The sequence below is a fragment of the Nonomuraea sp. 10N515B genome (assembly GCF_052245915.1).
Lineage (GTDB): Bacteria > Actinomycetota > Actinomycetes > Streptosporangiales > Streptosporangiaceae > Nonomuraea.
The window spans coordinates 81,207-106,272 of the sequence record NZ_JBQQBQ010000023.1 but is presented as its reverse complement, the minus strand read 5'-3'; the positions used below and the strand labels follow the sequence as shown (position 1 = coordinate 106,272).

21 protein-coding genes are annotated in these 25,066 nt (G+C 71.9%); all 21 read left to right on the top strand.

The features are described from left to right. Positions 1 to 17 precede the first annotated feature (17 nt). The 21 genes from pyrR to ACTWQA_RS30645 all read left to right on the top strand — a co-directional run bounded on the left by pyrR (position 18) and on the right by ACTWQA_RS30645 (position 25,056). Entirely contained in the window at positions 18 to 563 is a 546-nt protein-coding gene (gene pyrR, locus ACTWQA_RS30745; protein ID WP_305920063.1) for a bifunctional pyr operon transcriptional regulator/uracil phosphoribosyltransferase PyrR, read from the top strand. Continuing rightward, positions 560 to 1,477 carry an aspartate carbamoyltransferase catalytic subunit gene (locus ACTWQA_RS30740; RefSeq protein ID WP_305919979.1) on the top strand — a complete coding sequence of 306 codons (918 nt, stop codon included), beginning with the start codon at positions 560 to 562 and terminating at the stop codon, positions 1,475 to 1,477. The genes pyrR and ACTWQA_RS30740 overlap by 4 nt, the downstream gene beginning before the upstream one ends. Beyond that, positions 1,474 to 2,826: a dihydroorotase gene (locus ACTWQA_RS30735; RefSeq protein ID WP_443162527.1), complete on the top strand. Its 1,353-nt coding sequence runs from the start codon at positions 1,474 to 1,476 to the stop codon at positions 2,824 to 2,826. Before ACTWQA_RS30740 ends, ACTWQA_RS30735 begins: the two co-directional genes overlap by 4 nt. Then, on the top strand, positions 2,823 to 3,929 hold the full coding sequence (gene carA, locus ACTWQA_RS30730; protein WP_443162526.1) for a glutamine-hydrolyzing carbamoyl-phosphate synthase small subunit: 1,107 nt from the start codon (positions 2,823 to 2,825) through the stop codon (positions 3,927 to 3,929). Before ACTWQA_RS30735 ends, carA begins: the two co-directional genes overlap by 4 nt. After that, positions 3,916 to 7,203: a carbamoyl-phosphate synthase large subunit gene (carB, locus tag ACTWQA_RS30725; protein ID WP_443162525.1), complete on the top strand. Its 3,288-nt coding sequence runs from the start codon at positions 3,916 to 3,918 to the stop codon at positions 7,201 to 7,203. Before carA ends, carB begins: the two co-directional genes overlap by 14 nt. 23 nt (positions 7,204 to 7,226) lie before the next feature. Next, positions 7,227 to 8,093 (top strand): dihydroorotate dehydrogenase electron transfer subunit, encoded by an 867-nt coding sequence (locus tag ACTWQA_RS30720; protein WP_443162570.1) that lies wholly within the window; start codon positions 7,227 to 7,229, stop codon positions 8,091 to 8,093. Continuing rightward, entirely contained in the window at positions 8,083 to 9,060 is a 978-nt protein-coding gene (locus tag ACTWQA_RS30715; RefSeq protein WP_305919984.1) for a dihydroorotate dehydrogenase, read from the top strand. The genes ACTWQA_RS30720 and ACTWQA_RS30715 overlap by 11 nt, the downstream gene beginning before the upstream one ends. Continuing rightward, the gene (gene pyrF / locus ACTWQA_RS30710) at positions 9,057 to 9,749 is read left to right on the top strand and encodes an orotidine-5'-phosphate decarboxylase (protein WP_327583198.1); all 693 of its coding nucleotides are present in this window, start codon (positions 9,057 to 9,059) and stop codon (positions 9,747 to 9,749) included. Before ACTWQA_RS30715 ends, pyrF begins: the two co-directional genes overlap by 4 nt. 739 nt (positions 9,750 to 10,488) lie before the next feature. After that, entirely contained in the window at positions 10,489 to 10,812 is a 324-nt protein-coding gene (gene mihF, locus ACTWQA_RS30705) for an integration host factor, actinobacterial type (RefSeq protein WP_020541698.1), read from the top strand. A 99-nt stretch (positions 10,813 to 10,911) separates the two neighbouring features. After that, the gene (gmk, locus tag ACTWQA_RS30700) at positions 10,912 to 11,520 is read left to right on the top strand and encodes a guanylate kinase (RefSeq protein ID WP_443162569.1); all 609 of its coding nucleotides are present in this window, start codon (positions 10,912 to 10,914) and stop codon (positions 11,518 to 11,520) included. Positions 11,521 to 11,525: 5 nt separating this feature from the next. Next, positions 11,526 to 11,795 (top strand): DNA-directed RNA polymerase subunit omega, encoded by a 270-nt coding sequence (rpoZ, locus tag ACTWQA_RS30695; protein ID WP_305919986.1) that lies wholly within the window; start codon positions 11,526 to 11,528, stop codon positions 11,793 to 11,795. Positions 11,796 to 11,803: 8 nt separating this feature from the next. Beyond that, positions 11,804 to 13,096: a bifunctional phosphopantothenoylcysteine decarboxylase/phosphopantothenate--cysteine ligase CoaBC gene (coaBC, locus tag ACTWQA_RS30690; RefSeq protein WP_443162524.1), complete on the top strand. Its 1,293-nt coding sequence runs from the start codon at positions 11,804 to 11,806 to the stop codon at positions 13,094 to 13,096. Between the two features lie 239 nt (positions 13,097 to 13,335). Next, positions 13,336 to 13,578, top strand: a complete 243-nt coding sequence (locus tag ACTWQA_RS30685) for a hypothetical protein (RefSeq protein WP_443162523.1) — start codon at positions 13,336 to 13,338, stop codon at positions 13,576 to 13,578. A gap of 131 nt (positions 13,579 to 13,709) precedes the next feature. Beyond that, a complete protein-coding gene (metK, locus tag ACTWQA_RS30680; RefSeq protein WP_443162522.1) occupies positions 13,710 to 14,897 on the top strand; it encodes a methionine adenosyltransferase in 1,188 nt (395 codons plus the stop codon). Between the two features lie 430 nt (positions 14,898 to 15,327). Next, entirely contained in the window at positions 15,328 to 18,090 is a 2,763-nt protein-coding gene (locus ACTWQA_RS30675; RefSeq protein WP_443162521.1) for a primosomal protein N', read from the top strand. 49 nt (positions 18,091 to 18,139) lie between these two features. After that, on the top strand, positions 18,140 to 19,618 hold the full coding sequence (locus tag ACTWQA_RS30670; protein WP_443162520.1) for a hypothetical protein: 1,479 nt from the start codon (positions 18,140 to 18,142) through the stop codon (positions 19,616 to 19,618). Positions 19,619 to 19,655: 37 nt separating this feature from the next. Beyond that, on the top strand, positions 19,656 to 20,993 hold the full coding sequence (locus tag ACTWQA_RS30665) for a hypothetical protein (RefSeq protein WP_443162519.1): 1,338 nt from the start codon (positions 19,656 to 19,658) through the stop codon (positions 20,991 to 20,993). Positions 20,994 to 21,020: 27 nt separating this feature from the next. Beyond that, complete coding sequence (gene def, locus ACTWQA_RS30660) at positions 21,021 to 21,569, top strand: peptide deformylase (protein WP_443162518.1); 549 nt, start codon at positions 21,021 to 21,023, stop codon at positions 21,567 to 21,569. Positions 21,570 to 21,573: 4 nt separating this feature from the next. Then, a complete protein-coding gene (gene fmt / locus ACTWQA_RS30655) occupies positions 21,574 to 22,500 on the top strand; it encodes a methionyl-tRNA formyltransferase (RefSeq protein ID WP_443162517.1) in 927 nt (308 codons plus the stop codon). Positions 22,501 to 22,523: 23 nt separating this feature from the next. Next, complete coding sequence (locus ACTWQA_RS30650) at positions 22,524 to 24,011, top strand: RsmB/NOP family class I SAM-dependent RNA methyltransferase (protein ID WP_443162516.1); 1,488 nt, start codon at positions 22,524 to 22,526, stop codon at positions 24,009 to 24,011. A 67-nt stretch (positions 24,012 to 24,078) separates the two neighbouring features. Further along, complete coding sequence (locus tag ACTWQA_RS30645; RefSeq protein ID WP_443162515.1) at positions 24,079 to 25,056, top strand: phosphatase PAP2 family protein; 978 nt, start codon at positions 24,079 to 24,081, stop codon at positions 25,054 to 25,056. Positions 25,057 to 25,066: the final 10 nt, after the last annotated feature.

The following is a 25,066-nucleotide window of genomic DNA, read 5'->3' as shown; positions in this document are numbered from 1 at the left end:
TCGCCGTGTCCACTCCCATGTCCGATTCCAGGGCCGTCCTGGAAGCCCCGGACGTCCACCGGGCGCTGACCCGCATCGCGCACGAGATCCTCGAGCGCACCAAGGGCGCAGGCGACGTCGTCCTCCTCGGCATCCCGACCCGCGGCGCCACGCTGGCCCGCCGGCTCGGCGACCGCATCGAGCAGTTCGAAGGCGTCAAGATCCCCGTCGGCTCGATCGACATCACGATGTACCGCGACGACCTGCGGCTCAAGCCGGCCCGGCCGCTCGGCCGCACCGAGCTGCCGCCGGACGGCATCGACGACAAGGTCGTCGTCCTCGTCGACGACGTCCTCTACTCCGGCCGCACCGTGCGGGCCGCCCTGGACGCGCTCAACGACCTCGGCCGCCCCACCGCCGTCCAGCTCGCCACCCTGGTCGACCGCGGCCATCGCGAGCTGCCCATCCGCGCCGACTACGTCGGTAAAAACCTCCCCACGGCCAAGAGCGAGAAGGTCAAGGTCTACCTGCAGGAGATCGACGGGCGCGACGCCGTGCTGCTCATGAAGGGGGACGCCAGGTGAAACGGCATCTGATCTCCGCGGGCGACCTCACCAAGGACGACGCGCTGCTCATCCTCGACACCGCCGAGGAGCTGGCGAGGGTGACGGAACGGTCCATCAAGAAGCTGCCGACGCTGCGCGGCCGCACCGTGGTCAACCTGTTCTTCGAGGACTCCACGCGGACGCGCATCTCGTTCGAGGCGGCGGCCAAGAGGCTGTCCGCCGATGTGATCAACTTCTCGGCCAAGGGGTCGAGCGTGTCCAAGGGCGAGTCGCTCAAGGACACCGCGCTCACCCTCGAGGCCATGGGCGCCGACGCGGTCGTCATCCGCCACAGCGCCTCCGGCGCGCCGCACCGCCTGGCCACCTGGGTGCGCGGCAGCGTCGTCAACGCCGGCGACGGCACCCACGAGCACCCTACGCAGGCGCTGCTCGACGCCTTCTCGATGCGCCGCCGCCTGGGCGGGCTCGAAGGGCGCAAGGTCACGATCGTCGGCGACGTCCTGCACAGCCGGGTCGCGCGCTCCAACGTGCTGCTGCTCAACACGCTCGGCGCCGAGGTCACACTGGTGGCCCCGCCGACGCTGCTGCCCGTCTCCGTGGGGAGCTGGCCGTGCGAGGTGTCCTACGACCTCGACGCGGTGCTGCCCAAGTCGGACGCGGTGATGATGCTGCGGGTGCAGAAGGAGCGGATGAACGCCGCGTACTTCCCTTCTGAGCGTGAATACTCACGGCGCTACGGGCTGGACCGGGAGCGGTTCGCCAAGATGCCGGACGAGGCGATCGTCATGCACCCCGGGCCGATGAACCGGGGGATGGAGATCGCCGCCGAGGTGGCCGACTCGGCGCGCTCGACGATCGTGGAGCAGGTCGCCAACGGCGTGACCATCCGCATGGCCGTCCTGTACCTGCTGCTCGGGGGAGAGAGCGCATGATCATTAAGAATGTCCGGATTCTGGGCGGGGAGCTCGTTGACATCCGGGTCGCTCATGGGGTGATCGCCGCGATCATCCCCGCCGGCCCCCAGGCGGACGCGGTCAGTGGTGACCGTCCTAGGGACGGTGGCGCGGGCGCCGTGGATGGTGCCGGAGACGATCTCGTGATCGACGGCCGGGGTGCCATCGCGCTGCCCGGGCTGGTCGACCTGCACACGCACCTGCGGGAGCCGGGGCGGGAGGACGCCGAGACCGTGCAGACCGGCACGCAGTCGGCGGCCCGCGGCGGCTACACCGCCGTGCACGCCATGGCCAACACCTCGCCCGTCGCCGACACCGCCGGCGTCGTGGAGCAGGTGTGGCGGCTCGGGCGCGAGTTCGGGCACTGCGACGTGCATCCGGTCGGCGCCGTCACCGTCGGCCTGCAGGGCAGGAACCTGGCCGAGCTGGGCGCGATGGCCGACTCGGCCGCCCGCGTGCGGGTCTTCTCCGACGACGGCAAGTGCGTGGACGACGCGGTGCTGATGCGCCGCGCCCTGGAGTACGTCAAGGCGTTCGACGGCGTCGTCGCCCAGCACGCCCAGGAGCCCCGGCTGACCGAGGGCGCCCAGATGAACGAGGGCGACGTCTCCGGCAGGCTCGGCCTGACCGGCTGGCCCGCGGTCGCCGAGGAGGCGATCATCGCCCGCGACTGCCTGCTGGCCGCCCACGTCGGCTCCCGGCTGCACGTCTGCCACCTGTCGACCGCCGGCTCGGTCGAGATCATCCGCTGGGCCAAGTCCAAGGGCTGGAACGTCACGGCCGAGGTCACCCCGCACCACCTGCTGCTCACCGACGACCTCGTCGAGGAGTCGCCGGTGGGCGCGTACAACCCGATCTACAAGGTCAACCCGCCGCTGCGCACCCGAGCCGACGTCGAGGCGCTGCGGGCGGCGCTGGCCGACGGCACGATCGACATCGTCGCCACCGACCACGCGCCCCACCCGGTCGAGGACAAGGAGACCGAGTGGTCGGCCGCGGCCATGGGCATGGTAGGCCTGGAGACCGCGCTGAGCGTGGTCCAGGAGGCCATGGTCGAGACCGGGCTGCTGGACTGGGCGGGCCTCGCGCAGCGCATGTCCGTCACGCCCGCGCGCATCGGCCGCCTGGCCGGGCAGGGGCAGCCGCTGGAGGCCGGGGCCCCGGCCAACATCACGCTCTACGACCCGTCCGTGCGCACCGAGGTGGACCCGTCCGCCTTCGCGTCGAAGAGCAGGAACACCCCGTACGAGGGGATGACGTTGCCCGGTCGGGTGGTGGCCACGTTCCTGCGCGGCAGGCCGACCGTACTCGAAGGGAAGCTGGTTTGAACACAGCGGTGCTCGTCCTGGAAGACGGCCGCGTCTTCCACGGATCTCCATACGGCGCCGACGGCGAGACGTTCGGCGAGATGGTCTTCAACACCGGCATGACCGGCTATCAGGAGACCCTTACCGACCCCTCCTACCACCGGCAGATCGTCGCGATGACGGCGCCGCACATCGGCAACACGGGCGTCAACGACGAGGACCCCGAGTCCCGGCAGGTCTGGGTGGCCGGTTACGTCGTGCGCGAGCCGTCCAGGATCGTCTCCAACTGGCGGGCCAACCGCTCGCTGGACGACTACCTCAAGGAGCAGGGCGTCGTCGGCATCGCCATCTCCGGCACCCGCGCGCTCACCCGCCACCTGCGCGAGCGCGGTGCCATGCGCGCCGGCATCTTCACGGCGCCCAGCGAGCCGGTCAAGGAGCTCGTGGAGCGGGTGCGGCAGTCGCCCCGCATGGAGGGAGCCGCGCTGGCCCCTGAGGTGTCCACCACCGAGCCCTACGTCGTCCCGGCGATCGGGGAGAAGAAGTTCACCGTCGCCGCCGTGGACCTCGGCATCAAGGGCATGACGCCGCACCGGATGGCCGAGCGCGGCTGCGAGGTGCACGTGCTGCCGGCGGACGCCACGTTCGAGCAGATCATGGCGGTCGAGCCGGACGGGGTGTTCCTGTCCAACGGGCCCGGCGACCCGGCCACCGTGGACGTCTCCGCCCTGCGGAAGGTGCTGGAGGCCAGGGTGCCGTTCTTCGGGATCTGCTTCGGCAACCAGATCTTCGGCAGGGCCCTGGGACTGTCGACCTACAAGCTGCGCTACGGGCACCGCGGGGTCAACCAGCCGGTGCAGGACGTGCGGACCGGGAAGGTGGAGATCTCGGCCCACAACCACGGGTTCGCGGTGGACGCCCCGCTCGACGGGCCGTTCGACACCCCGTACGGGCCGGCCGAGGTGAGCCACGTCAACCTCAACGACCGCTGCGTGGAGGGGCTGCGCCTGCTCGACGGGCGGGCCTTCAGCGTCCAATACCACCCGGAGGCCGCGGCAGGCCCACACGACGCCGCCTACCTTTTCGATGAGTTCTGTGAGGTCATGAGCCGTGCCCAAGCGTGAGGACATCAGGTCGGTCCTGGTGATCGGGTCGGGGCCGATCGTGATCGGCCAGGCGTGCGAGTTCGACTACTCGGGCACCCAGGCGTGCCGGGTGCTGCGGGACGAGGGCTTCCGCGTCATCCTGGTCAACAGCAACCCGGCGACGATCATGACGGACCCCGAGTTCGCCGACGCCACCTACGTCGAGCCGATCACCCCCGAGTTCGTCGAGAAGATCATCGCCAAGGAGCGGCCCGACGCGCTGCTGCCGACGCTGGGCGGCCAGACCGCGCTCAACACGGCGGTCGCGCTGCACGAGTCCGGGGTGCTGGAGAAGTACGAGGTCGAGCTGATCGGCGCCGACTTCGACGCGATCCAGGCGGGCGAGAACCGCGAGCGGTTCAAGGAGATCGTCGCCAAGGTCGCCCGCGAGCACGGGCTCAACGCCGAGTCGGCCAGGTCGCTGATCTGCCACTCGATGGACGAGGTCCTGGCCGCCGCGGGCGAGCTGGGCTACCCGCTGGTCGTCCGGCCGTCGTTCACGATGGGCGGCGCCGGCTCGGGATTCGCCTACGACGAGACGGACCTGCGGCGCATCGCCGGGTCCGGGCTCGACGCCTCGCCGACCACCGAGGTGCTCCTGGAGGAGTCGATCCTCGGGTGGAAGGAGTACGAGCTCGAGGTCATGCGCGACAAGCACGACAACGTGGTCATCGTGTGCTCTATCGAGAACATCGACCCGATGGGCGTGCACACCGGCGACAGCGTCACCGTCGCGCCCGCGCTGACCCTGACCGACCGCGAATACCAGAACATGCGCGACGTCGCCATCGCGGTCATCCGCGAGGTCGGCGTGGACACCGGCGGCTGCAACATCCAGTTCGCGGTGGACCCGAGCACCGGCCGCATGATCGTCATCGAGATGAACCCGCGCGTGTCCCGGTCTTCGGCGCTGGCCTCCAAGGCCACGGGCTTCCCGATCGCGAAGATCGCGGCCAAGCTGGCCATCGGCTACACGCTCGACGAGATCCCCAACGACATCACCAAGGAGACCCCGGCCTCCTTCGAGCCGACGCTCGACTACATCGTGGTCAAGGTGCCGCGCTTCGCGTTCGAGAAGTTTCGCGGGGCCGACCAGACGCTCACCACGCACATGAAGTCGGTCGGTGAGGCCATGGCCATCGGCCGGTCCTTCCCCGAGGCGCTGCAGAAGGCGCTGCGGTCGCTGGAGAAGAAGGACTCGTCCTTCACCTGGGCGGGTGACCCCGGCGCCAAGGACGAGCTGCTGGAGGCGTGCCGCACCCCGCACGACGGGCGGCTGCGCACCATGCAGCAGGCCATCCGCGCCGGCGCCACGCTCGAGGAGCTCTTCGAGGCGACGAACGTCGACCCGTGGTTCATCGACCAGCTCTTCCTGATCGACGAGGAGGCGCGAGAGGTCGCGGAGGCGGCCGAGCTCACCGCCGAGGTGCTCCAGCGGGCCAAACACCACGGCTTCAGCGACGCGCAGATCGGTGAGATCCGCGGCATCGACGAGGCGCGGGTGCGTGACCTGCGGCACGCGCTGGGCCTGCGGCCGGTCTACAACACCGTGGACACCTGCGCCGCCGAGTTCGCCGCCAAGACCCCCTACCTCTACTCGACCTACGACGAGGAGAGCGAGGTTCCCTACGGGGAGCGGCAGAAGGTCATCATCCTCGGCTCCGGGCCCAACCGCATCGGGCAGGGCATCGAGTTCGACTACGCGTGCGTGCACGCCTCGTTCGAGCTGGCCAGGGCCGGGTTCGAGACCGTCATGGTCAACTGCAACCCCGAGACGGTCTCCACCGACTACGACACCTCCGACCGGCTCTACTTCGAGCCGCTCACCCTGGAGGACGTCCTGGAGGTGGTGCACGCCGAGCAGCAGACCGGCCCGGTCGCGGGCGTGATCGTGCAGCTCGGCGGCCAGACGCCGCTGGGCCTGGCGCAGGCGCTCAAGGACGCCGGCGTGCCCGTGGTGGGCACCTCGCCGGAGTCCATCCATCTGGCCGAGGAACGCGGCGCGTTCGGGCGGGTGCTGGCCGAGGCGGGCCTGCCCGCGCCCAAGCACGGCACCGCGCTGACCGTGGCCGAGGCGCGCGAGATCGCCGACGAGATCGGCTTCCCCGTGCTCGTACGCCCGTCCTACGTGCTGGGCGGGGCCGGCATGGCCATCGTGTACGACGACGAGACGCTCACCACCTACATGGCGGCCCAGGAGGGCGGCCACCCGGTGCTGGTCGACAAGTTCCTCGACGAGGCCATCGAGATCGACGTCGACGCCCTCTACGACGGCCAGGAGCTCTACCTGGGCGGCGTCATGGAGCACATCGAGGAGGCCGGGATCCACTCCGGCGACTCGGCGTGCGCGCTGCCGCCCATCACGCTCGGCAGCCATGACATCAAGCGCATCCGCGCCGCCACCGAGGCCATCGCCCGCGGGGTGGGCGTACGCGGGCTGCTCAACGTCCAGTACGCCATGTCCGCCGGCGTCCTCTACGTCCTGGAGGCCAACCCGCGGGCATCCCGTACGGTGCCGTTCGTGTCCAAGGCCACGGCGGTGCCGCTGGCCAAGGCGGCGGCCCGGGTGATGCTCGGCACCACGATCGCCGAGCTGCGCGAGGAGGGCATGCTGCCGGCCACCGGCGACGGCGGCACACTGCCCATGGACGCGTCCATCGCGGTCAAGGAGGCGGTGCTGCCGTTCAACCGGTTCCACGGCGTGGACATCGTCCTGGGGCCGGAGATGCGCTCCACGGGCGAGGTCATGGGCATCGACGAGTTCTTCGGGATCGCCTACGCCAAGTCGCAGGCCGGAGCCTACGGCGAACTTCCCACGAAGGGACGCGCGTTCGTATCCGTGGCCAACCGCGACAAGCGTGCGATGATCTTCCCGGTGAAGGCGCTCGCGGATCTGGGCTTCGAGATCCTCGCCACGGAGGGCACGGCCGAGGTGCTGCGCCGCAACGGCGTCCATGCCAAGATCGTGCGAAAGCAGAGCGAGGGGCCCGGGCCCGGAGGTGAGCGTACGAGCGTGCAAGCCATCCTCGATGGCGAGGTCGACCTGATCATCAATACGCCCTTCGGCAGCCCGGGGCAGTCGGGGCCGCGCCTCGACGGCTACGACATCCGCACCGCGGCCGTGCTGCGCGGCGTTCCGTGCATCACCACGGTGGCGGGACTCGCCGCGGCGGCGGCGGGCATCCAGGCCATCGTGCGCGGCGACGTCGGCGTACGGTCTCTCCAGGAGCACGCGCAGGCGCTGCGGGGCTGACACCGCACGGGAGGTGAAGACGACTGGCCGGCACTCCGGTGCAGGTGACGGGCACGGTGCTGACGACGCGCCGGGTCGACGCCTACCATGCGCTGACGGTGGTGGCGCCCGGCATAGCCGAGCGCTTCCGCCCCGGTCACTTCGTCTCCGTGGCCGTCGGCGGTGCCCACACGTCGATGGTGACGCGCCGCGCGTTCTCCATCCACGACGTCAAGTCCGACTACGGCGGCACGGTCGAGCTCGTCTTCACCGCCGGCGGGCGTGGCACGGGCTGGCTGGCCGAGCGGCGCGCCCGCGACACGCTCGACCTGGTCGGGCCGCTCGGCCGGCCCTTTCCGCTGCCGCGAGACCCCGTGCACTGCGTCCTGGTCGGCTCCGAGTACGGCTCCGCCGTGCTCTTCCCGCTGGCCGACGCGCTGCTGGCGCGGGGCTGCCGGGTGGACTTCGTGCTGGGCGGGGCCGGGGCCGAGCGGGTCTTCGGCGCCATGCGGGCCCGCAGGATCGCCGAGACCACCACGCTGACGACCGAGGACGGCTCGCTCGGGCTGCGCGGCAAGGTCACCGACGCGCTGCCGTCGGTGATCGCCGACACGCGGGCGGACGCCGTCTATGCCTGCGCGCCCATGGAGACGCTGCGGGCCGTGACGGCGGTGGGGATGGAGTTCGACATTCCGGTGCAGGTGGCGGTCGAGGAGCAGATGGCCTGTGGCATCGGGGTGTGCATGACGTGCGTGATCCCGGTCATCGGGGACGACGGGGCCACCAGGATGGTCCGGGCATGCGCTGAGGGGCCGGTGTTCCGGGGGGAGCGGGTGCGGTTCGAGGACGTGGGAACGATCCCGTTCGACGCGCTCGGCGCCCCCGGAGGCGGTGCACGACATGTCAGTTGATATGCGGACATTTCTGGCGCATGTGGAGCTGGCGAACCCGATCACCACGGCCGCCGGGTGCGCCTCCTCCGGGCGGGAACTCGCCCAGTTCTTCGACCTGCACCGGCTCGGGGCGCTCACCACCCGCTCGATCACCATGGCGCCGCGCGCCGGCCGGCCCACGCCGCGCATGGCCGAGACGCCGTCGGGCATGCTCAACGCCGTGGGGCTGCAGGGACCGGGCATCGAGGTGTTCCTGGAGCGGGAGCTGCCCTGGCTGGCCCAGCGGGGGATCAAGACCATCGTGTCCATCGGCGGCGGCACCGTCGCCGAATACTCCGAGCTGGCCCGCAGGCTCGCCGACGCGCCCGGGGTGACCGCGCTGGAGGTCAATCTCTCCTGCCCGAACATGGAGGACCGCGGCCGGGTCTTCGCCCGCGAGGGCAGCTCGGCGGCCGAGGTGATCGCCTCCGTGCGCTCCATCATGCGCTACGACGTGCCGGTCGTGGCCAAGCTCGCGCCCGACGTGGCCGACATCGTCGCGGTGGCGCGGGCCTGCGTGGACGCCGGCGCGGACGCGCTCTCCATGATCAACAATCCGCTGGGCATGGCCATCGACACCGAGACGCTGCGGCCCTCGCTCGCCGCCGTCACCGGCGGGCTGTCCGGGCCCGCCGTCCTGCCGCTGGCCGTCCGGTGCGTGTGGCAGGTCCACGCCGCGCTGCCCGGGGTGCCGCTGATCGGCATCGGCGGGGTGATGAGCGGCAGGGACGCCTTCCAGCTCGTGCTGGCGGGCGCCTGTGTGGTCGGTGTGGGCACCGCGTTGTTCCACGACCCGTACGCGTGCCTGCGCATCGAACGCGAGCTGGAGGACCTGCTGAGGGCTCGCGGGCTCCAGCGGCTCGCCGACGCCGTGGGGCTGGCCCACCGGCCGCCGGGGAGCGCTCCCCGGCACCTGCTCGTCGACACCGAGGAGAGCACCTCTTGACTCCCGCACCCATCGCCGTCGCCCTCGACGCTCCTGACCTGGAGACCGCCGCCCACTGGGCGGCCCTCGTGACACCCCATGTCAGCACGGTGAAGGTGGGCCTGGAGCTCTACCTGCGCTACGGCCCCGACGTGATCGCCTCCGTGCGGGGCGCCAGCGGCGTGCAGGTATTCCTCGACCTCAAGCTGCACGACATCCCGAACACCGTCGCCGGCGCCGCCCGCGCCGTCGCCCGGCTGCGGCCGTCGATCCTCACGGTCCACGCGGCCGGCGGACCCGCCATGATCCGGGCCGCCGTGGAATCCGCGCCCAACACCAAGATCGCCGCGGTGACGATCCTGACCTCGCTCACCGAGGCCGACCTGGGCCGCATCGGGCTCCTCGGCCCCGCCGACGACGCGGTGCGCCGCCTGGCCACCCTGTCGGTGGAGGCGGGCGCTACGGCGCTCGTGTGCTCGCCCAACGAGGTGTCGGCGGTGCGGGCCGAGGTGGGGGGCGGCATCACGCTCATCACGCCCGGCGTGCGGCCCGCGGGGGCGGCCACGCAGGACCAGATGCGGGTGGCCACGCCTGAGCGGGCACTGGCGGACGGCGCCGACCTGCTCGTCATCGGCCGCCCCATCACGGGCTCCCCGGACCCGGGCGCCACGGCCGCCGCCATCGCCGCCTCCCTCCGCCGCGCGTCCTGACCCGGCACCCGACGCGACACCTGACCCGGCACCTGACCCGGCACCTGACCCGGCGCCCGACGCGGCGCCGGCTTCGTCCGCATCAGCCGGACGCGGCCCGGGCGTTCTGCGTGCCTCTGGGGGCCGTGCGCGACCGGGCCTCGCCGGGCGCGCCGATCCTTCCCGCGGCAAGCGGTGTTCCGCGCCTTGGAGGCGCGGTCGTCGCTTGCCGGGGTTCGTCGGCGGGGTGCCGGCCGTACTCGGCAGAAGATCTTTTACGGCAAGCCACCTTGCCCGCACGCGCCGTACCCCGTTGCCGTCCGTCATGGCCGGTCGTGAAGGCTCACGCGGTGCTCGCCGTGACGAACGCGTCCTTGACCGACGCCGTGGTGAGGCGACAAGGCGTCGCGGGGTCGCCACGAGCCCCGCGTGCAAGATCATAGCGGGTCTCGAAGGCAAGATCCACATGCATCGTACGCAAGCCTTGATCGATATTTCGGGCCTGGTCCGGGGTGGGTTTCGGACATCGGGCGATGGCTGGAATGCGATCATCGTTGCGTTTCGCGACATCGTCGCGCGCCGACGCGCGAACCCGGAAGTGAGGGCGATTTGATCGGCACTGTGTGATTTTGCGATCGCGCAGAGTGATGAAGTGGATTTTGTGGGCAGAGAAACCGCGCTTGACGTTGCTTAGGGGGCGATGACCAGCTAGTTTCCCTTCCCGTCCGAGTACATCGACAGAAATTCGAGGTGACCCGGCGTGGCTCTTCCTCCCCTGACCCCTGAGCAGCGCGCCGCAGCCCTGGAGAAGGCTGCCAAGGCCCGTAAAGAGCGTGCCGAGGTCAAGAACCGGCTCAAGCATGGCGCGGTTTCTCTGGCTGAGGTGCTCAAGGATGGGCAGACCGACGACGTCATCGGCAAGATGAAGGTGTCGGCTTTGTTGGAATCGCTCCCCGGCGTGGGCAAGGTCCGCGCCAAGCAGCTCATGGAGCGGCTTGCCATTGCCGAGTCCCGCCGCGTGCGGGGGCTCGGTGCGAACCAGAGGGCCTCCCTCGAGCGCGAGTTCGGTGGCAACGAGAGCTAATCTCTGTTCCACACGAAAGCGCAGGTTCATTGGGGGTAGGAAGTGACCGACAGGTCCTGGTCCGGCGAGGTCAGTGCCCACGAGGCGATCGGACCGGGGATGGAGGTCGGATTCCTGCCCATGAGCGAACGGCGGCTGACGGTCCTTTCAGGACCGTCCGGCGTCGGCAAGTCCACGGTCGTCGCCGAGCTCCGGCGGGCACACCCTGAGGTGTGGCTGTCGGTCTCGGTGACCACCAGGAGGCCCCGGCCCGGCGAGGTCAACGGGGTCCACTACTTCTTCGTCGACGGCGAGGAGTTCGACCGGCTGGTGGAGGCCGGCGAGCTGCTCGAGTGGGCGGAGTTCGCGGGCAACCGCTATGGCACACCGCGCGAGGCCGTGCTGAAGAAGCTCGCCGAGGGCGTGCCCACCGTCCTCGAGATCGACCTCGAGGGCGCCAGGCAGGTGCGCAGGACGATGCCGGACGCGCTGCTGGTGTTCCTGGCTCCGCCCTCCTGGGAGGAGCTGGAGAAGCGGCTGCGCGGGCGCGGCACCGAGCCCGAGGACGTCATCGAGCGCCGCCTGGAGGCAGGGCGGATCGAGATGGCGGCCGAATCGGAGTTCGACCTGACGCTGGTCAACACGAGCGTCCAGGATGTGTGCCGCCGGCTGATAGCCTTGATGACTGACCCTCAGGGGGTCACGACAACCACCAAACGAGAGGTCTGACCATCGTGGCAGGCACCACCGCGGCGCCGGAGGGCATCACCAACCCGCCGATCGACGCGCTGCTCGACATCGTCGACAGCAAATACTCCCTGGTGATCATGGGCGCCAAGCGCGCTCGTCAGATCAACGCCTACTACTCCCAACTCGGCGAGGGTCTGCTGGAATACGTCGGCCCGCTGGTCGAGACGCACGCCCAGGAGAAGCCGCTGTCCATCGCCCTGCGCGAGGTCTCCGAGGGCCTGCTCAACGCCGAGCCCATCGAAGGCGCGGTCTGACCCCTTCGATGAAGGTCGTCCTGGGCGTCAGCGGCGGCATCGCCGCTTACAAGGCATGTGAGCTGCTGCGCCTGTTCACCGAGTCCGGGCACGAGGTGCGGGTCGTCCCGACCCGCGAGGCCCTCAAGTTCGTGGGCGCGCCCACCTGGGCCGCCCTGTCGGGCAACCCCGTGTCGGCGGAGGTGTGGGACGACGTTCACGAGGTGCCCCACGTGCGGATCGGCAAGCAGGCCGACCTCGTCGTGGTGGCGCCCGCGACCGCCGACGTGCTGGCCAGGGCCGCGCATGGGCTGGCCGGCGACCTGCTGACCAACACGTTGCTGACCGCGACGTGCCCGGTCGTGTTCGCGCCCGCGATGCACACCGAGATGTGGCAGCACCCCGCCACCCGCGCCAACGTCGCGACGCTGCGCGAGCGCGGCGCCCTCGTGATCGATCCGGCCGTCGGGCGGCTCACCGGCGCAGACACGGGACCCGGCCGCCTGCCCGACCCGGCCGAGATTTTCCAGGTCTGCCTGCGCGTGCTGCGCGGCCGGCCGCGTGACCTGGCCGGGCGCAAGATCGTGGTGTCCGCCGGCGGCACCCGTGAGGCGATCGACCCCGTCCGCTACCTCGGCAACCGTTCCTCCGGCCTGCAGGGATACGCGCTGGCCCGCACGGCGCTCGCGCGAGGCGCCGAGGTGACGCTCGTGGCCGCGAACGTGGCGCTGCCCGATCCGGCCGGGGCCACCGTGGTGCGGGTGGAGTCGGCGGCCCAGATGCGTGAGGCGGTGCTGGCCGCCTCCGACGACGCCGATGTGGTGGTGATGGCCGCGGCCGTGGCCGACTTCCGGCCGGCGGCGCGGCACGAGGCGAAGATCAAGAAGACGGACGCGGAGCCGGAGCCCATCCGCCTGGTCAAGAACCCCGACATCCTGGCCGAGCTGGGCCGGCGTCGCCAGGCGCGGGACGCCGCCCTCCGGGTGGGGGAGGCGGACGGTGCGGCGCTCGGTGGTGGCCGCCCGCACTCGGACGGCAGCGTCCGTACCGAGCTCGGGCCGGGGTCCGGGGCATACCCGCTGGTGATCGTCGGGTTTGCGGCCGAGACGCACGACGTGCTCGCCAACGGGCAGGCCAAGCTGGCGCGCAAAGGCTGTGACCTGCTGGTCGTCAACCGCGTGGGGGAAGGGCTGGCCTTCGGCACCCCCGACAACGCGGCCACCGTGCTCGTCGCGGGCGCAGAGCCGGTCGAGGTGCCGCTCGGGCCCAAGGAGGACGTCGCCGACGCCGTCTGGGATCTGGTCGCCGCACGCCTCGGCTGAGCGCGGACGGCGTACGACGCATATGACGTAGATCGTACAAATAGTGCAAGACCGATTACCCGATCAGATATTGCAACACCCCCGGACGCCTGCGGATACTTGGCTAGAAGGGGGACAGAATGCCGGTGGGTTCCGCTGTCAGGGATCGTTGTAGGACATTGCTCGGGGACCAAGGGGAGATCCAGTACGTCTTCCCGGCTTTAGCCTCAAGTGCGGCGGGAACGGGGCATTTCCTGATTGTGGTCACGGACGCGTCCATAGCGGTGCTGGCCACCAGAACGCTCAAGAGCGACCGGCCGGTGTCGGTGTTCGCGGAGTACCCCCGGCACACCAGGCTTGGTCCCATCCTGCCTGGGCCGATCATCGAGCTGGGCTCGGTGGCGTTCGAGTTCGACGAGGAGTACGCGGCGGTGGTCTCGGCCGCCGACGCGGAGGTCTTCGCCCCGGAGACCCTGCCTCCCGATCCTCTCCCCGACCTGTGATCGGGGAGAGAAGTAGTGTCGGTTTCACGACCCGGCACCGGGTAGGGCTAGACTTCGGCGAAGCCCTGGCATGTGTCTCTGTGTCCGGGGCCTTGAATTCGTCAGCAGCCGCTGCATGAGGAGCCACTGAGTTGTCACGTCGCCTGTTCACCTCCGAGTCGGTCACTGAGGGCCACCCGGACAAGATCGCCGACCAGATCAGTGACGCGATTCTCGACGCCATGCTCAAGGATGACCCCAAGAGCCGGGTCGCCGTCGAGACGATGATCACTACCGGCCAGGTTCACGTCGCAGGCGAGGTCACGACCGAGACCTACGTCGACATCCCCGGCGTCATCCGGGAGAAGATCCTGGAGATCGGCTACGACGCCTCCTACAAGGGCTTCGACGGCGCCTCGTGCGGCGTGTCGGTGTCCATCGGCGCCCAGTCGCCGGACATCGCCCAGGGCGTCGACGACGCCTACGAGCACCGCGTGGACGGCGATATCGACGAGCTCGACCGGCAGGGCGCGGGCGACCAGGGCCTGATGTTCGGCTACGCCTGCCGCGAGACCCCCGAGCTGATGCCGCTGCCGATCACGCTGGCCCACCGGCTGGCGCAGCGGCTGTCGCAGGTGCGCAAGTCCGGCACGGTGCCCTATCTGCGTCCGGACGGCAAGACGCAGGTCACGATCGAATACGACGGTGACCTGCCGGTGCGCCTGGACACCGTGGTCGTCTCGACGCAGCACGCGGCGGAGATCGACCTGAAGGAGATGCTGACGCCGGACATCAAGGAGCACGTGGTCGATCCGGTGCTCGCGGACCTCGACCTCGACACCGATGGCTATCGGTTGCTGGTCAACCCGACCGGTCGCTTCGAGATCGGCGGGCCGATGGGTGACGCGGGGCTGACCGGCCGCAAGATCATCATCGATACCTATGGCGGCATGGCCCGGCATGGTGGCGGTGCCTTCTCCGGCAAGGACCCGTCCAAGGTGGACCGTTCGGCGGCATATGCGATGCGCTGGGTCGCCAAGAACGTCGTGGCCGCCGGTCTGGCCGACCGGTGCGAGGTGCAGGTGGCGTACGCGATCGGCAAGGCTCAGCCGGTCGGCCTGTTCGTGGAGTGCTTCGGCACCGAGAAGCTGGCGGTGGAGAAGATCCAGGCCGCCGTGCTGCAGGTGTTCGACCTGCGGCCGGCCGCGATCATCCGGGATCTGGACCTGCTGCGGCCGATCTACTCCGAGACCGCCGCCTACGGGCACTTCGGCCGTGAGGGCTTCTCCTGGGAGTCCACCGATCGTGCCGAGGCCCTGCGGACCGCCGCCGGCCTCTGACACCCCGCTCTGTCTTGTCGCCCAGAGGCGTCGCCTTCGCATGATGGGACGCCTCTGGGCTTTTTCGGTCTGACCGCGGGTCGGCCGGCCCGTTCGATGGTGTCCTGGGGCTTGTGGGTGTTTGGGATATGCCGCTATGGCAGCCGGTTGGCCGGGTCTTTTCCGGGGACCTCCCGACATCGGTGCGGCGCGGCTTCGTGCTGTGCGGCTCGGGGCGAACGTCCGGCGACGGGCAGGTGGTCGGCGAGGGTGGCCGTTCCTGACGGCCGGGTGGTCGGCGAGGGTGGCCGTTCCTGACGGCCGGGTGGTCGGCGAGTGGCCGGTTCCTGGCGGCCAGATGGTCGGCGAGGGGCAGGTGGGCGGAGCGATGTGGGGTGCCCGGGCGCGAAGTCCGGGCGTTGCGGGTGGTGGCGTCTGGTAGACGTTAGTCGTGACCGACTCCGACGACGCCCTACTGCCGCTCGACGCCGTGCGGCCCCCAGCGTCGCCGAAGGACACGAAGGGCGCCGTCGTCCCCGCTCCCGAGCGGCCGGTGGCCAGGGTGGCCGTGGACAACCCCCTGCCGCACCTCGACCGCCCCTTCGACTATCTGATCCCCGCCTCCATGCACGAGACGGCACAGCCGGGCGTGCGGGTGCGGGTGCGGTTCGCGGGCAAGCTGGCCGACGGGTTCCTGCTGGAGCGGATCGAGGAAAGCGAGCATGAGGGCCGGCTGACGCCGCTCGAACGCGTGGTCTCCCCGGAGCGGGTGCTGACGCCGGAGATCGCCGGGCTGGCCAGAGCGGTCGCCGACCGGTACGCAGGCACCCTCATCGACGTGCTGCGGCTCGCCGTCCCGCCGCGCCACGCCAGGGCCGAGGGCGAGACGCCCAAGCCGGACGCGCGGGCCGCCTCGGAGGACGCCGCCCCCCGGTCGGCCGTGCCGGCGCAGGGCGGGAGCGCCTGGGATGCGTACCCGAGCGGCCCTTCGTTCCTGGACGCTCTCCACAAGGGGCGCGCGCCCCGGGCCGTGTGGTCCGCCCTGCCCGGCGCCACGGGGTGGGCCGGCGCGATGGCCGAGGCGGTGCGGGCGACGCTGGACGGCGGCAGGGGAGCCGTCGTCGTCGTCCCCGACGGCAAGGACGTGGCGCTGGCCGACGGCGAGTTCGCGCGGGCGCTCAGCCCCGGCAGCCATGTGGCGCTCACCGCCGACCTGGGTCCCGCCGAGCGCTACAGGCGGTGGCTGAAGGTGCTGAGGGGCGAGGTACGCGCCGTCGTCGGCACCCGCGCCGCCATGTTCGCCCCCGTCGCCGAGCTCGGCCTGGTGGCCATCTGGGACGACGGCGACGACCTGCACGCCGAGCGCCTGGCCCCCTACCCGCACGCCCGGGAGGTCCTCGGCCTCAGAGCGCACAGGACCGGCGCGGCGATGCTGATCGGCGGATACGCCCGCACGGCCGAGGCCACGCAGCTCATCGCCAGTCGCTGGGCCAGGCCCATCGTGGCGGCCCGCGCGACGATCAGGAGCCTCGCCCCACGAGTGCGGCCCGCGGGAGAGGACGCCGAGCTCGCCAAGGACCAGGCCGCCCGCCTGGCCAGGCTGCCCAGCCTCGCGTGGCGGGCCCTGCGCCAGGGGCTGGAGAGCGGGCCCGTCCTGGTCCAGGTCCCGAGGCGCGGCTATCTGCCCGCCCTCGCCTGCCGCCACTGCCGCGCCCCCGCTCGCTGCACCCTTCCGCCCACCCGCATGGCCCCGGGGCTCTTGGCGGCGGCCGTCCCGCTCGGCGGCAGCGCCGGCGCGGGCTTCCCGACGGCGCTCCCGCTGGTCGGGCCCTCGGGCGGTCTTACGCTGGACGTTCCCCTGGCGCTGCAGGTGAATCCCGCTCCCGCAGGAGGCCGGGGCGGCCAGGAGCCGTCGCGCCTTCCACCCGCGCAGGCGCCTCAAGGCGGGCCGGGCGCCCGGCCCCCGGCAGGGCCGGGCGGTCCGGAGTCCCGAGGACGGCTGGGCGGCTCAGGGACCCCGGGAAGGCCGGACGAGCCGGCGGCCCCCCGAGGGCTGGACGGCCCGGCGTCCCAGGGCGGCCGCGATGCACCGGCGGCTCCGGGAGGGCCGGGAGGTCCGGCGTTCCGAGAAGGGGCGGGTGGACCGGCGGCTCCGGAAGGTCCGGCGTCCCGGCGAGGGGCGGGTGGACCGGCGGCTCCGGGAGGTCCGGCGTCCCGGCGAGGGGCGGATGGATCGGCGGCTCCGGGAGGTCCGGTGTCCCGGGAAGAGGCGGGTGGCCCGATGCACCTGGGCGGGGCCGGTGGGGCGGCGTCCCTGGGAGAGGCGGGCGCGCCGGAGTCCCTAGGCGGGTCGGGCGCGGCGAGGCCGCTGGGTGGCGGCTCGGCGTCCATGGGGCCGTTGGGCGAGGGCGTGGCGTCCATGGGAGGGCATGCCGACCCGGCGGCGTTCTGTCACGGGCCGCTCGCGCTGAGAGGCGGCCACGCAGCCCCCTACTGCCGTTGGTGCGGGCGCGTGGACGCCGACTGGCGGTGCCCCTCCTGCGGCAGCCCGCGCCTGCGCGCCGTGGTCGTCGGCGCCCGGCGCACGGCCGAGGAGCTGGGCAGGGCCTTCCCCTCGGTCCAGGTGCGCACGTCCGGCCGCGACGGCGTGCTGGCCTCCGTGCCCGCCACCAGAGCCCTGGTCGTCGCCACGCCCGGCGCCGAACCCGTGGCAGAAGGCGGCTACGCGGCCGCCGTGCTGCTCGATGGGTGGGCCCTGCTGGGCCGGGCCGACCTGCGGGCCGGCGAGGAGGCCGTGCGCCGCTGGATGAACGCCGCCGCGCTCCTGCGCCCCGCCGCCGAACTGGTGGTGCTGGCGGACGCCGCACTGCCCGCCGTACAGGCCCTGCTGCGGTGGGACCCCGTCACCCACGCCGAGCGCGAGCTGGCCGACCGCGCCGAGCTGGGCTTCCCGCCCGCGGTCAGGATGGCGACGCTCACCGGCGCGGCGAGCGCGGTCAGGCAGATGCTCGACGAGGTACGCCTCCCGGCCGACGCCCAGGTGCTCGGCCCCGTCGCCGTCGACGACGCCGGCCAGGAACGCGCCATGATCCGCGTGCGCAGGAACGGCGGCGCCGCGCTGGCCGCCGCGCTGAAAGGGGCCAGCGGAGTACGCGCGGCGCGCAAAACACCAGATGTCGTGAGGGTGAGTGTCGACCCCCTCGACCTGATTTAAACCATTTCCCCGATTCGCTCATCTGGAGACCAGCCGTTAGCGTGCCCATGTGTCGATCGAATGGGTGAACCAGGCCATCGACGATCTGCGTGCCTGGGGCCGCGCGCGGGATGTCGAGGTCGATGCGGACGAGGTCCGCCTCCTCTGCGACTACGCCAGCGACTACCTCAACGTCAACGAACTCGGCGATTTCACTCCGGAAACCTTCGACGAGCTGCTGCTATCCATTTACCCGCGCAAGGTCATCACGCCTCCGGAGAGCGCGTCGGAGACCATCGCGGCCGCCCATACCCTCGTCGGCTACCTCAGCGAGGCAGGCGCGGTGCCCGAGGAGCTCGCGGCACGGATGCGCGGGCGGCTCGACGACATCGAGCCGCGCATGTCCGAGGCGCTCGCCGATCCCGCCAACTTCGGCATGGCCAAGAGCCTGTTCAGCTCCATCGGCCCGGAGTCGCTCGAGCAGTCGATCGCCATCCCGTCCGGCGAGCTGCCCGACCTCGGCGGCGATCTGGACGCGCCCTGCGACTGCCCGGGCTGCGCGCCGCTGCCGCCTGCCAGGCTGGCCTCGCCGGAGGAGCTCCTCGCCGCCCTCAGGACCGTGCCAATGCTGCGGGAGCGGCCCCTGCCGCGCACCGGCGAGCCGCTGCGCGAATGGGCCGAGGCCGTCGCCCGCATCCTCGACCGCGACACGCGCGGCGCGATCACCGGCAGCACCGAGGTCGACGAGGGTCTCTACGACCTGTTCGACATGCTCTACCGGCTCCAGGTGCGCGTGCCCGTCACCGTGATCGGCGACTACCTCGACGAGATCGCCGGCGAAGGCGAGCTCGACCTGGCCGCTGTGCTCGACCGGCTGGCCTGGTGCGGCATGATCAAGGTCGCGGGCGACGAGACCGAGCTCACCCCGCTCGCCGTCTGGGCACTGCGCGAGCACTACCTGTCGCTCGGCCTGGACGCCCCCGAAGCCCCGGACCTCGCCGCCGCCGACGCGCTCGCCCTCATCGAGAGTCTGCTCGAAGGCGTGCCCGCCGAGCTCGCCGAGGGCGACATCAGCCGCTGGCTGACCGGCAGGACGGCCGGCGAGGCCGCCGGCGAGCTGCTGGCCGCCGCCTCCGGCGCGCCCGCCGTGGCCCGCGGCATCGCGGTCACCATCGTCGACCGGCTCGGCGCGGAAGCCGAGCCCCAGGTCCGCGACTACCTGGACGACCAGGAGCTGCGGCCGCACGTCATCCACTGGCTGGCCGCCCGCGGCCTGTCCGCCCCGCAGCTCACCCAGGAGGAGCTGCTCTGGGTCAGCGTCGACATGCTCGCCCTGGCCATGCCGGCGGCCGAAGAGGACCCCGAGATCTTCGCCGAGAACATGGCCGCCTCCGGCCCGCCCGCCCATATGATCGAGGAGATGTGGCGGGTCGACCACCCCGACATCGTCGAGGTCCTGGAGCTGCTCGGACGCTCCATCCCCGACGGCACGGTCGCCAAGGCGGCACGCAAGGCCGCGTTCAAAGCCCGCTCCCGTGCCATCCGTTGAGTACGCCCCTGTGACTCCTGTGCAGTAAGTTTCGTGAGTGGCCAACAACGTCTTCGACCTCTCCGAGCTGCGCAAGCTGATCGATGAGCAGGCCGCTGTGCCGCCACAGCCGGCTGAGGAGCCTACCGCGGGGGAGCACGAGGCGCTGACCTTTCCGCCGGTCCTGCTGGCCCCCGACGCCGAGCTGGCCGCGACAGTGCCCACGGTGCCGCTCGTGGCCGACGCCATCAGGCTCACCACATGGACGGGCGCCCGCGAGGTGAGCGCCGACGGGCATCTCCGCGAGGCCGACGCGGCGGCCGCCGCCGATGAGCTCGCTCTGCCCGCCGCCCGGCTCAGGCTCGTCTGGATCGTCGCCGTCAACACCGGGCTGTTGCGGATCGCCGGCGGCCGGGCCTCCCGCGGGCCGCTGTCGACGCATCTCACGGCCGAGGCGATGCTGGAGTTCTGGGACGGCGTCGTCATGGACGTGCTCGACCGCGCCGACGAGGGCCTGACCGGCTCGGCCGTGGTCGACGGCCACCTGGCCGAGATGCTCGCCACGATCTACTCCGTGCGCTCCGGCGTGGCCACCGCCAACCTCGCCAGGGGCATCCTGCAGTCCCACGAGGTCGCCTGCGCGCCCGGGCCCGTAGAGATGCGCAGGATCGCCGCCGAGCTGCCCGCCGAGCTGCTGGAGGCGCTGTCGCTGCTGACCTACTGCGGCATGGTCGAGCAGACCGCCGCGGGCCGCACCGCGCTCACCCCGCTCGGGGTCTGGGCCATCCGCCGCGATCTGCTGCGCGAAGGGCACGACGCGCCGACCACGGAGGAAGTGGAGGTGTTCGCCGACCTGTCGGCGGCCGAGCTGGTCGAGGCGCTCGTCAAGGGCTCGGCCACGCAGAGCGCCGTCGCCGGCTGGCTGGAGCGCCGCCCGCCGGAGTCCGCCGCCCGCGACCTGATCGAGATCGCCGCGTCCGGCACGGCCGGCCAGCGCGGCGCGGTCGGCGCGATCCTGGAGGAGCTGGGCCCGGAGGCCCAGGCGCCGGTCAGGCAGGCGCTCGACCATCCGATGACGCGCCGCTACGCCGCTTCCTGGCTGCACATCCGCGACCTGGAGGCGCCGCCGCTCAGCCCTGAGGATCACACGTGGATCGCGGTCGACTCCCTGTCCGCCCTCATGCACCTGTCCGGTCCCGTCGCGGGCCGGCTCGACCCGCCCGAGCCGGGGGAGGACCTGATCAAGCTCGTCGCCGCGATGCCCGGGGTCGGTCACCCCGACACGGTCGCCGTGCTCGACATGCTGGCCGCCGCCCATGACGATCAGGCGGTGGTCAAGGCGGCCCGCAAAGCCGCGATGAAGGCCCGGTCGCTCGAGCACACTAAACTGGGCTGATCCACGTGCGAGAAACGGAGTGACCCCTTGGCGATCCAGTCGATCCGGCTGTTCGGAGACCCGGTGCTGCGCACCCCGGCGGCCCCGGTCGTCGACTTCGACAAGGAGCTTCGCAAGCTGGTCAAAGACCTCACCGACACGATGATGGACGCGCCCGGCGCGGGCCTCGCGGCCCCGCAGATCGGCGTCGGCCTGCGGGTGTTCACTTACTACGTGGACGAGCAGCTCGGCCACCTGATCAACCCCGACCTCGACCTGTCGTCCGAGCTGGACGAGGAGGGCGAGGAAGGCTGCCTGTCCTTCCCCGGCCTGTCGTTCCCGACGCCGCGCGCGATCCGCGCCGTCGCCAAGGGCTTCGACATGCACGGGGAGCCCGTCGTGCTGGAGGGCACCGACCTCATGGCCCGCTGCTTCCAGCACGAGACCGACCACCTCGACGGCATCCTGTTCATCGACCGTATGGACCCCAAGCAACGCAAGCTGGCCATGAAGGCGGTCCGCGAGGCCGAGTGGAGCGGCGTGTCCGCCCCCGTGGTCAAATACTCGCCGCACGCGACCGGCGGAAAGGCGCTCTGAGAGCATGCGTCTGGTCTTCGCGGGCACACCGGAGACGGCCCTGCCGTCGCTGCGCACCTTGATCGACTCGCCGCGGCATGAGGTGGTGGCCGTCGTCACCCGCCCCGACGCACAGTCAGGGCGGGGACGCAAGGTCCACCCGTCGCCGGTGGCCGCGCTCGCCGAGGAGGCGGGCATCGAGGTGCTGCGCCCGCTGAAGGCCGGTGACCCGGTCTTCCTCGACCGGCTGCGCGCGCTGGAGCCCGACTGCTGCCCGGTGGTGGCGTACGGGGCGCTGCTGCCGCAGTCCGCGCTCGACGTGCCCCGCCACGGGTGGATCAACCTGCACTTCTCGATCCTGCCCGCCTGGCGCGGCGCCGCGCCCGTCCAGCACGCGATCCTGCACGGTGACGAGATCACCGGCGCGACCACGTTCCAGATCGTCAAGGAGCTGGACGCCGGGCCCGTCTACGGTGTCGTCACCGAGGAGATCCGCACCACCGACACCAGCGGGACCTTGCTCGAGCGGCTGTCCGTCTCGGGGGCGGGGCTGCTCGCGGCCACCCTCGACGGCGTCGAGGACGGCGCCCTGGAGGCACGGCCGCAGCCGGCGGACGGTGTGACCATCGCTCCCAAGATCAACGTGGACGATGCCCGGGTGGACTGGGCCAAGCCCGCCATGCACGTGGACCGGCTGATCCGGGCCTGCGCGCCCAACCCCGGCGCGTGGAGCGAGTTCAGGGGCCATCGGATCAAGCTGGGGCCGGTCGTGCCGGTTCCCGGTGAGCGGCTGGCGCCCGGTGAGGTCGCCGTCACCAAGACGACCGTGCTGGTCGGGACCGCCACCGAAGCCGTGCGGCTGGGTGAGGTGCAGCCGCAGGGCAAGCGGCTGATGGGGGCCGTGGAGTGGGCTCGGGGAGTCCGCCCGGAGGGCAAAGAGACCTTTGAGTGACCCGATCGGGGAAGTCTGACGCTATGAGGACCAGAGGCGCGGCCGGCGGTGCGGGCCGGAATGCGGCCGGCGGCCGAGGCGCGGGCGGCGGTGCGGGCCGAGGCGCGGGCGGTGGCGCGGGCGGTGGCGGTGGCGGAGGACGCTCGCGTGGGCCGAGCAGACCGCCGCGCGACCCCGCCCGCAACGCCGCCTTCGACGTTGTGCGCGCCGTCGACGAACGCGACGCCTACGCCAACCTGCTGCTCCCTCGCCTCCTGCGCGACCGCGGCATCAAGGGCCGTGATGCCGCGCTGGCCACCGAGCTCGCCTACGGGACGCTGCGCGGCCTCGGCACCTACGACGCGATCATCGAGCTGTGCAGCGACCGCACGCCCGACCCCGACGTACGCGACGCCCTGCGGCTCGGCGCACACCAGCTCCTGCGCATGCGCGTGCCACCGCACGCGGCCGTCGGCACCACCGTCGACCTCGTACGCCTGCGCGTCGGCCCCGGCGCGGCCAAGTTCGCCAACGCCGTCCTGCGCAAGATCGCGTCCAGGGCGCTCGAGGACTGGCTGCCCATCGTCGCGCCGGACCCGGCCGACGACCCCGTCGGCCACCTCGCCGTCTCCTACGGCCATCCACGGTGGATCGTCACGGCCTTCCGCGACGCGCTCGGCGGGGACGGCGAGCTGGCCGACCTGCTCGACGCCGACAACGCCCGGCCGCTGGTGACGCTGGTCGCACGCCCCGGGCGCAGCTCGGTCAAGGAGCTCCAAGACGCGGGCGCCACTCCGGGGCGCTACTCCCCCTACGCCGCCTACCTGCCCGAAGGCGATCCCGGGCGGATCGAGGCCGTGGCCGGGACGCGTGCCGCCGTGCAGGACGAGGCCAGCCAGCTGGTGGCGCTCGCCCTGACCCGGGCGCCGGTCGAGCGGGAGGGCGAGGAGCTGTGGCTCGACATGTGCGCCGGGCCCGGCGGCAAGGCAGGCCTGCTCGACGCCATCGCCACCCACGGCGATCCCTCCGGGTTCCAGGGCGGTGCCCGGCTGCTCGCCGCCGACGTGCAATACCACCGGGCCCGGCTGGTCTGGCAGACCACCCGGCACGCGTCGGTGGTGACGGCGGACGGGACGGAGCCCGCGTGGCGGCCGGGCGTGTTCGACCGGGTCATGCTCGACGCGCCGTGCACCGGGCTGGGAGCGCTGCGGCGGCGGCCCGAGGCGCGGTGGCGGCGCGACCCGTCCGGCATCGCCGAGCTCGGCAGGCTGCAGCGGCGGCTGCTCGGCGCGGCGCTGGACGCGGCACGCCCCGGTGGAGTCGTGGCGTACGTCACCTGCTCGCCGCACCTGGCCGAGACCCGGGTCGTGGTGGGGGACGTGATCGGGCGCAGGGACGACGCCGAGCAGCTCGACGCCCGGGACTACCTGCCTGAGGTGGACGGACTGGGAGACGGCCCGCACGCCCAGTTCTGGCCGCACCGGCACGGCACTGACGCCATGTTCCTGGCCCTGCTCCGCAAGCGGCCCTGACGACCGCTGGGGCGCGGCAGCCGGTTGATGTGCCGTTCCCCTGGGCAGATGTGGTCGGATCGATGCCGTGGACTTCCTGGACGACCTTCATCGAGCGGAGCTGGGGCCGATCATCTGGCTCCAGCAGTCGCCGGACTGGGCGCGGCCGGTGCTGGAACTGGTGTCCGTGTTCGGCACGGACACGTTCTTCCTGCTGTGCCTGCCCGTCCTCTACTGGTGCGTCGATCCCAAGCTGGCGCTGCGGCTCGCCCTCACGGTCATGGTCTCCGCGGCGGCCAACGCGATCGCCAAGCTGGCCCTCCACCAGCCCCGGCCGTACTGGATCGACGGCCGGGTGCGCCCGCTCTCCCTCGAAGGGGCCTTCGGGCTGCCGTCGGGACACGCCCAGAACGGCACCGCCGGCCTCGGCCGGCTGGCCGCGACCGCGGCAAGGCCGTGGGCGTGGTGGACGGCGGGTGGGCTCACGGGGCTGGTCTGCCTGAGCCGCGTCTACCTGGGAGTGCACTTCATCTCGGATGTGGTGACCGGGGTGCTGCTCGGCGCGGCCGTGCTGCTGCTCGTGCTGAAGCTGGAACGCCCGCTGACGACGTGGTGGCGCGGGCTGGAGCTCTGGGCGCAGATGGCGGCCTCAGCCGTGCTCTCCGGGGCGCTGATCGGCGCCGCCGCGCTGGCCAACGCCCCGTACGCCGGTTGGTCCCTGCCTGCGGCCTGGCGCTCGGCGGGCCAGATCGCGCCCGAGAGCCCGACCACGATCGTCACCATGGCGGGTGTGCTGTTCGGCACGCTGGCCGGGGCGTCGATCATGCACAGGATGGGCTGGTTCGACGCAGGCGGGCCGCTCGGCCTGCGCGCCGCCCGCTGGCTGCTTGGCACGGCCGTGGCCGTGCTCATCTGGTACATCCAGAGCCGGCTGCTGCCCCAGAGCGGCGTGGTGACGTACGCCGGATACGCGGTGCTGGGGCTCTGGGTGCAGCTGGGGGCGCCGCTGGTGTTCATCAGGCTCGGGCTGATGTCCCGGGCGAGGCAGGCTCAGGCCGTTCACTAGACTGAGGCAA

What these genes read in the sequence shown, in the direction of transcription:
- gmk (WP_443162569.1), top strand. Translation starts at nt 10,912, where the DNA reads ATGGAGGTCGGATTCCTGCCCATGAGCGAACGGCGGCTGACGGTCCTT.
- ACTWQA_RS30735 (WP_443162527.1), top strand. Translation starts at nt 1,474, where the DNA reads ATGATCATTAAGAATGTCCGGATTCTGGGCGGGGAGCTCGTTGACATC.
- ACTWQA_RS30715 (WP_305919984.1), top strand. Translation starts at nt 8,083, where the DNA reads ATGTCAGTTGATATGCGGACATTTCTGGCGCATGTGGAGCTGGCGAAC.
- pyrR (WP_305920063.1), top strand. Translation starts at nt 18, where the DNA reads ATGTCCGATTCCAGGGCCGTCCTGGAAGCCCCGGACGTCCACCGGGCG.
- ACTWQA_RS30650 (WP_443162516.1), top strand. Translation starts at nt 22,524, where the DNA reads ATGAGGACCAGAGGCGCGGCCGGCGGTGCGGGCCGGAATGCGGCCGGC.
- coaBC (WP_443162524.1), top strand. Translation starts at nt 11,804, where the DNA reads ATGAAGGTCGTCCTGGGCGTCAGCGGCGGCATCGCCGCTTACAAGGCA.
- fmt (WP_443162517.1), top strand. Translation starts at nt 21,574, where the DNA reads ATGCGTCTGGTCTTCGCGGGCACACCGGAGACGGCCCTGCCGTCGCTG.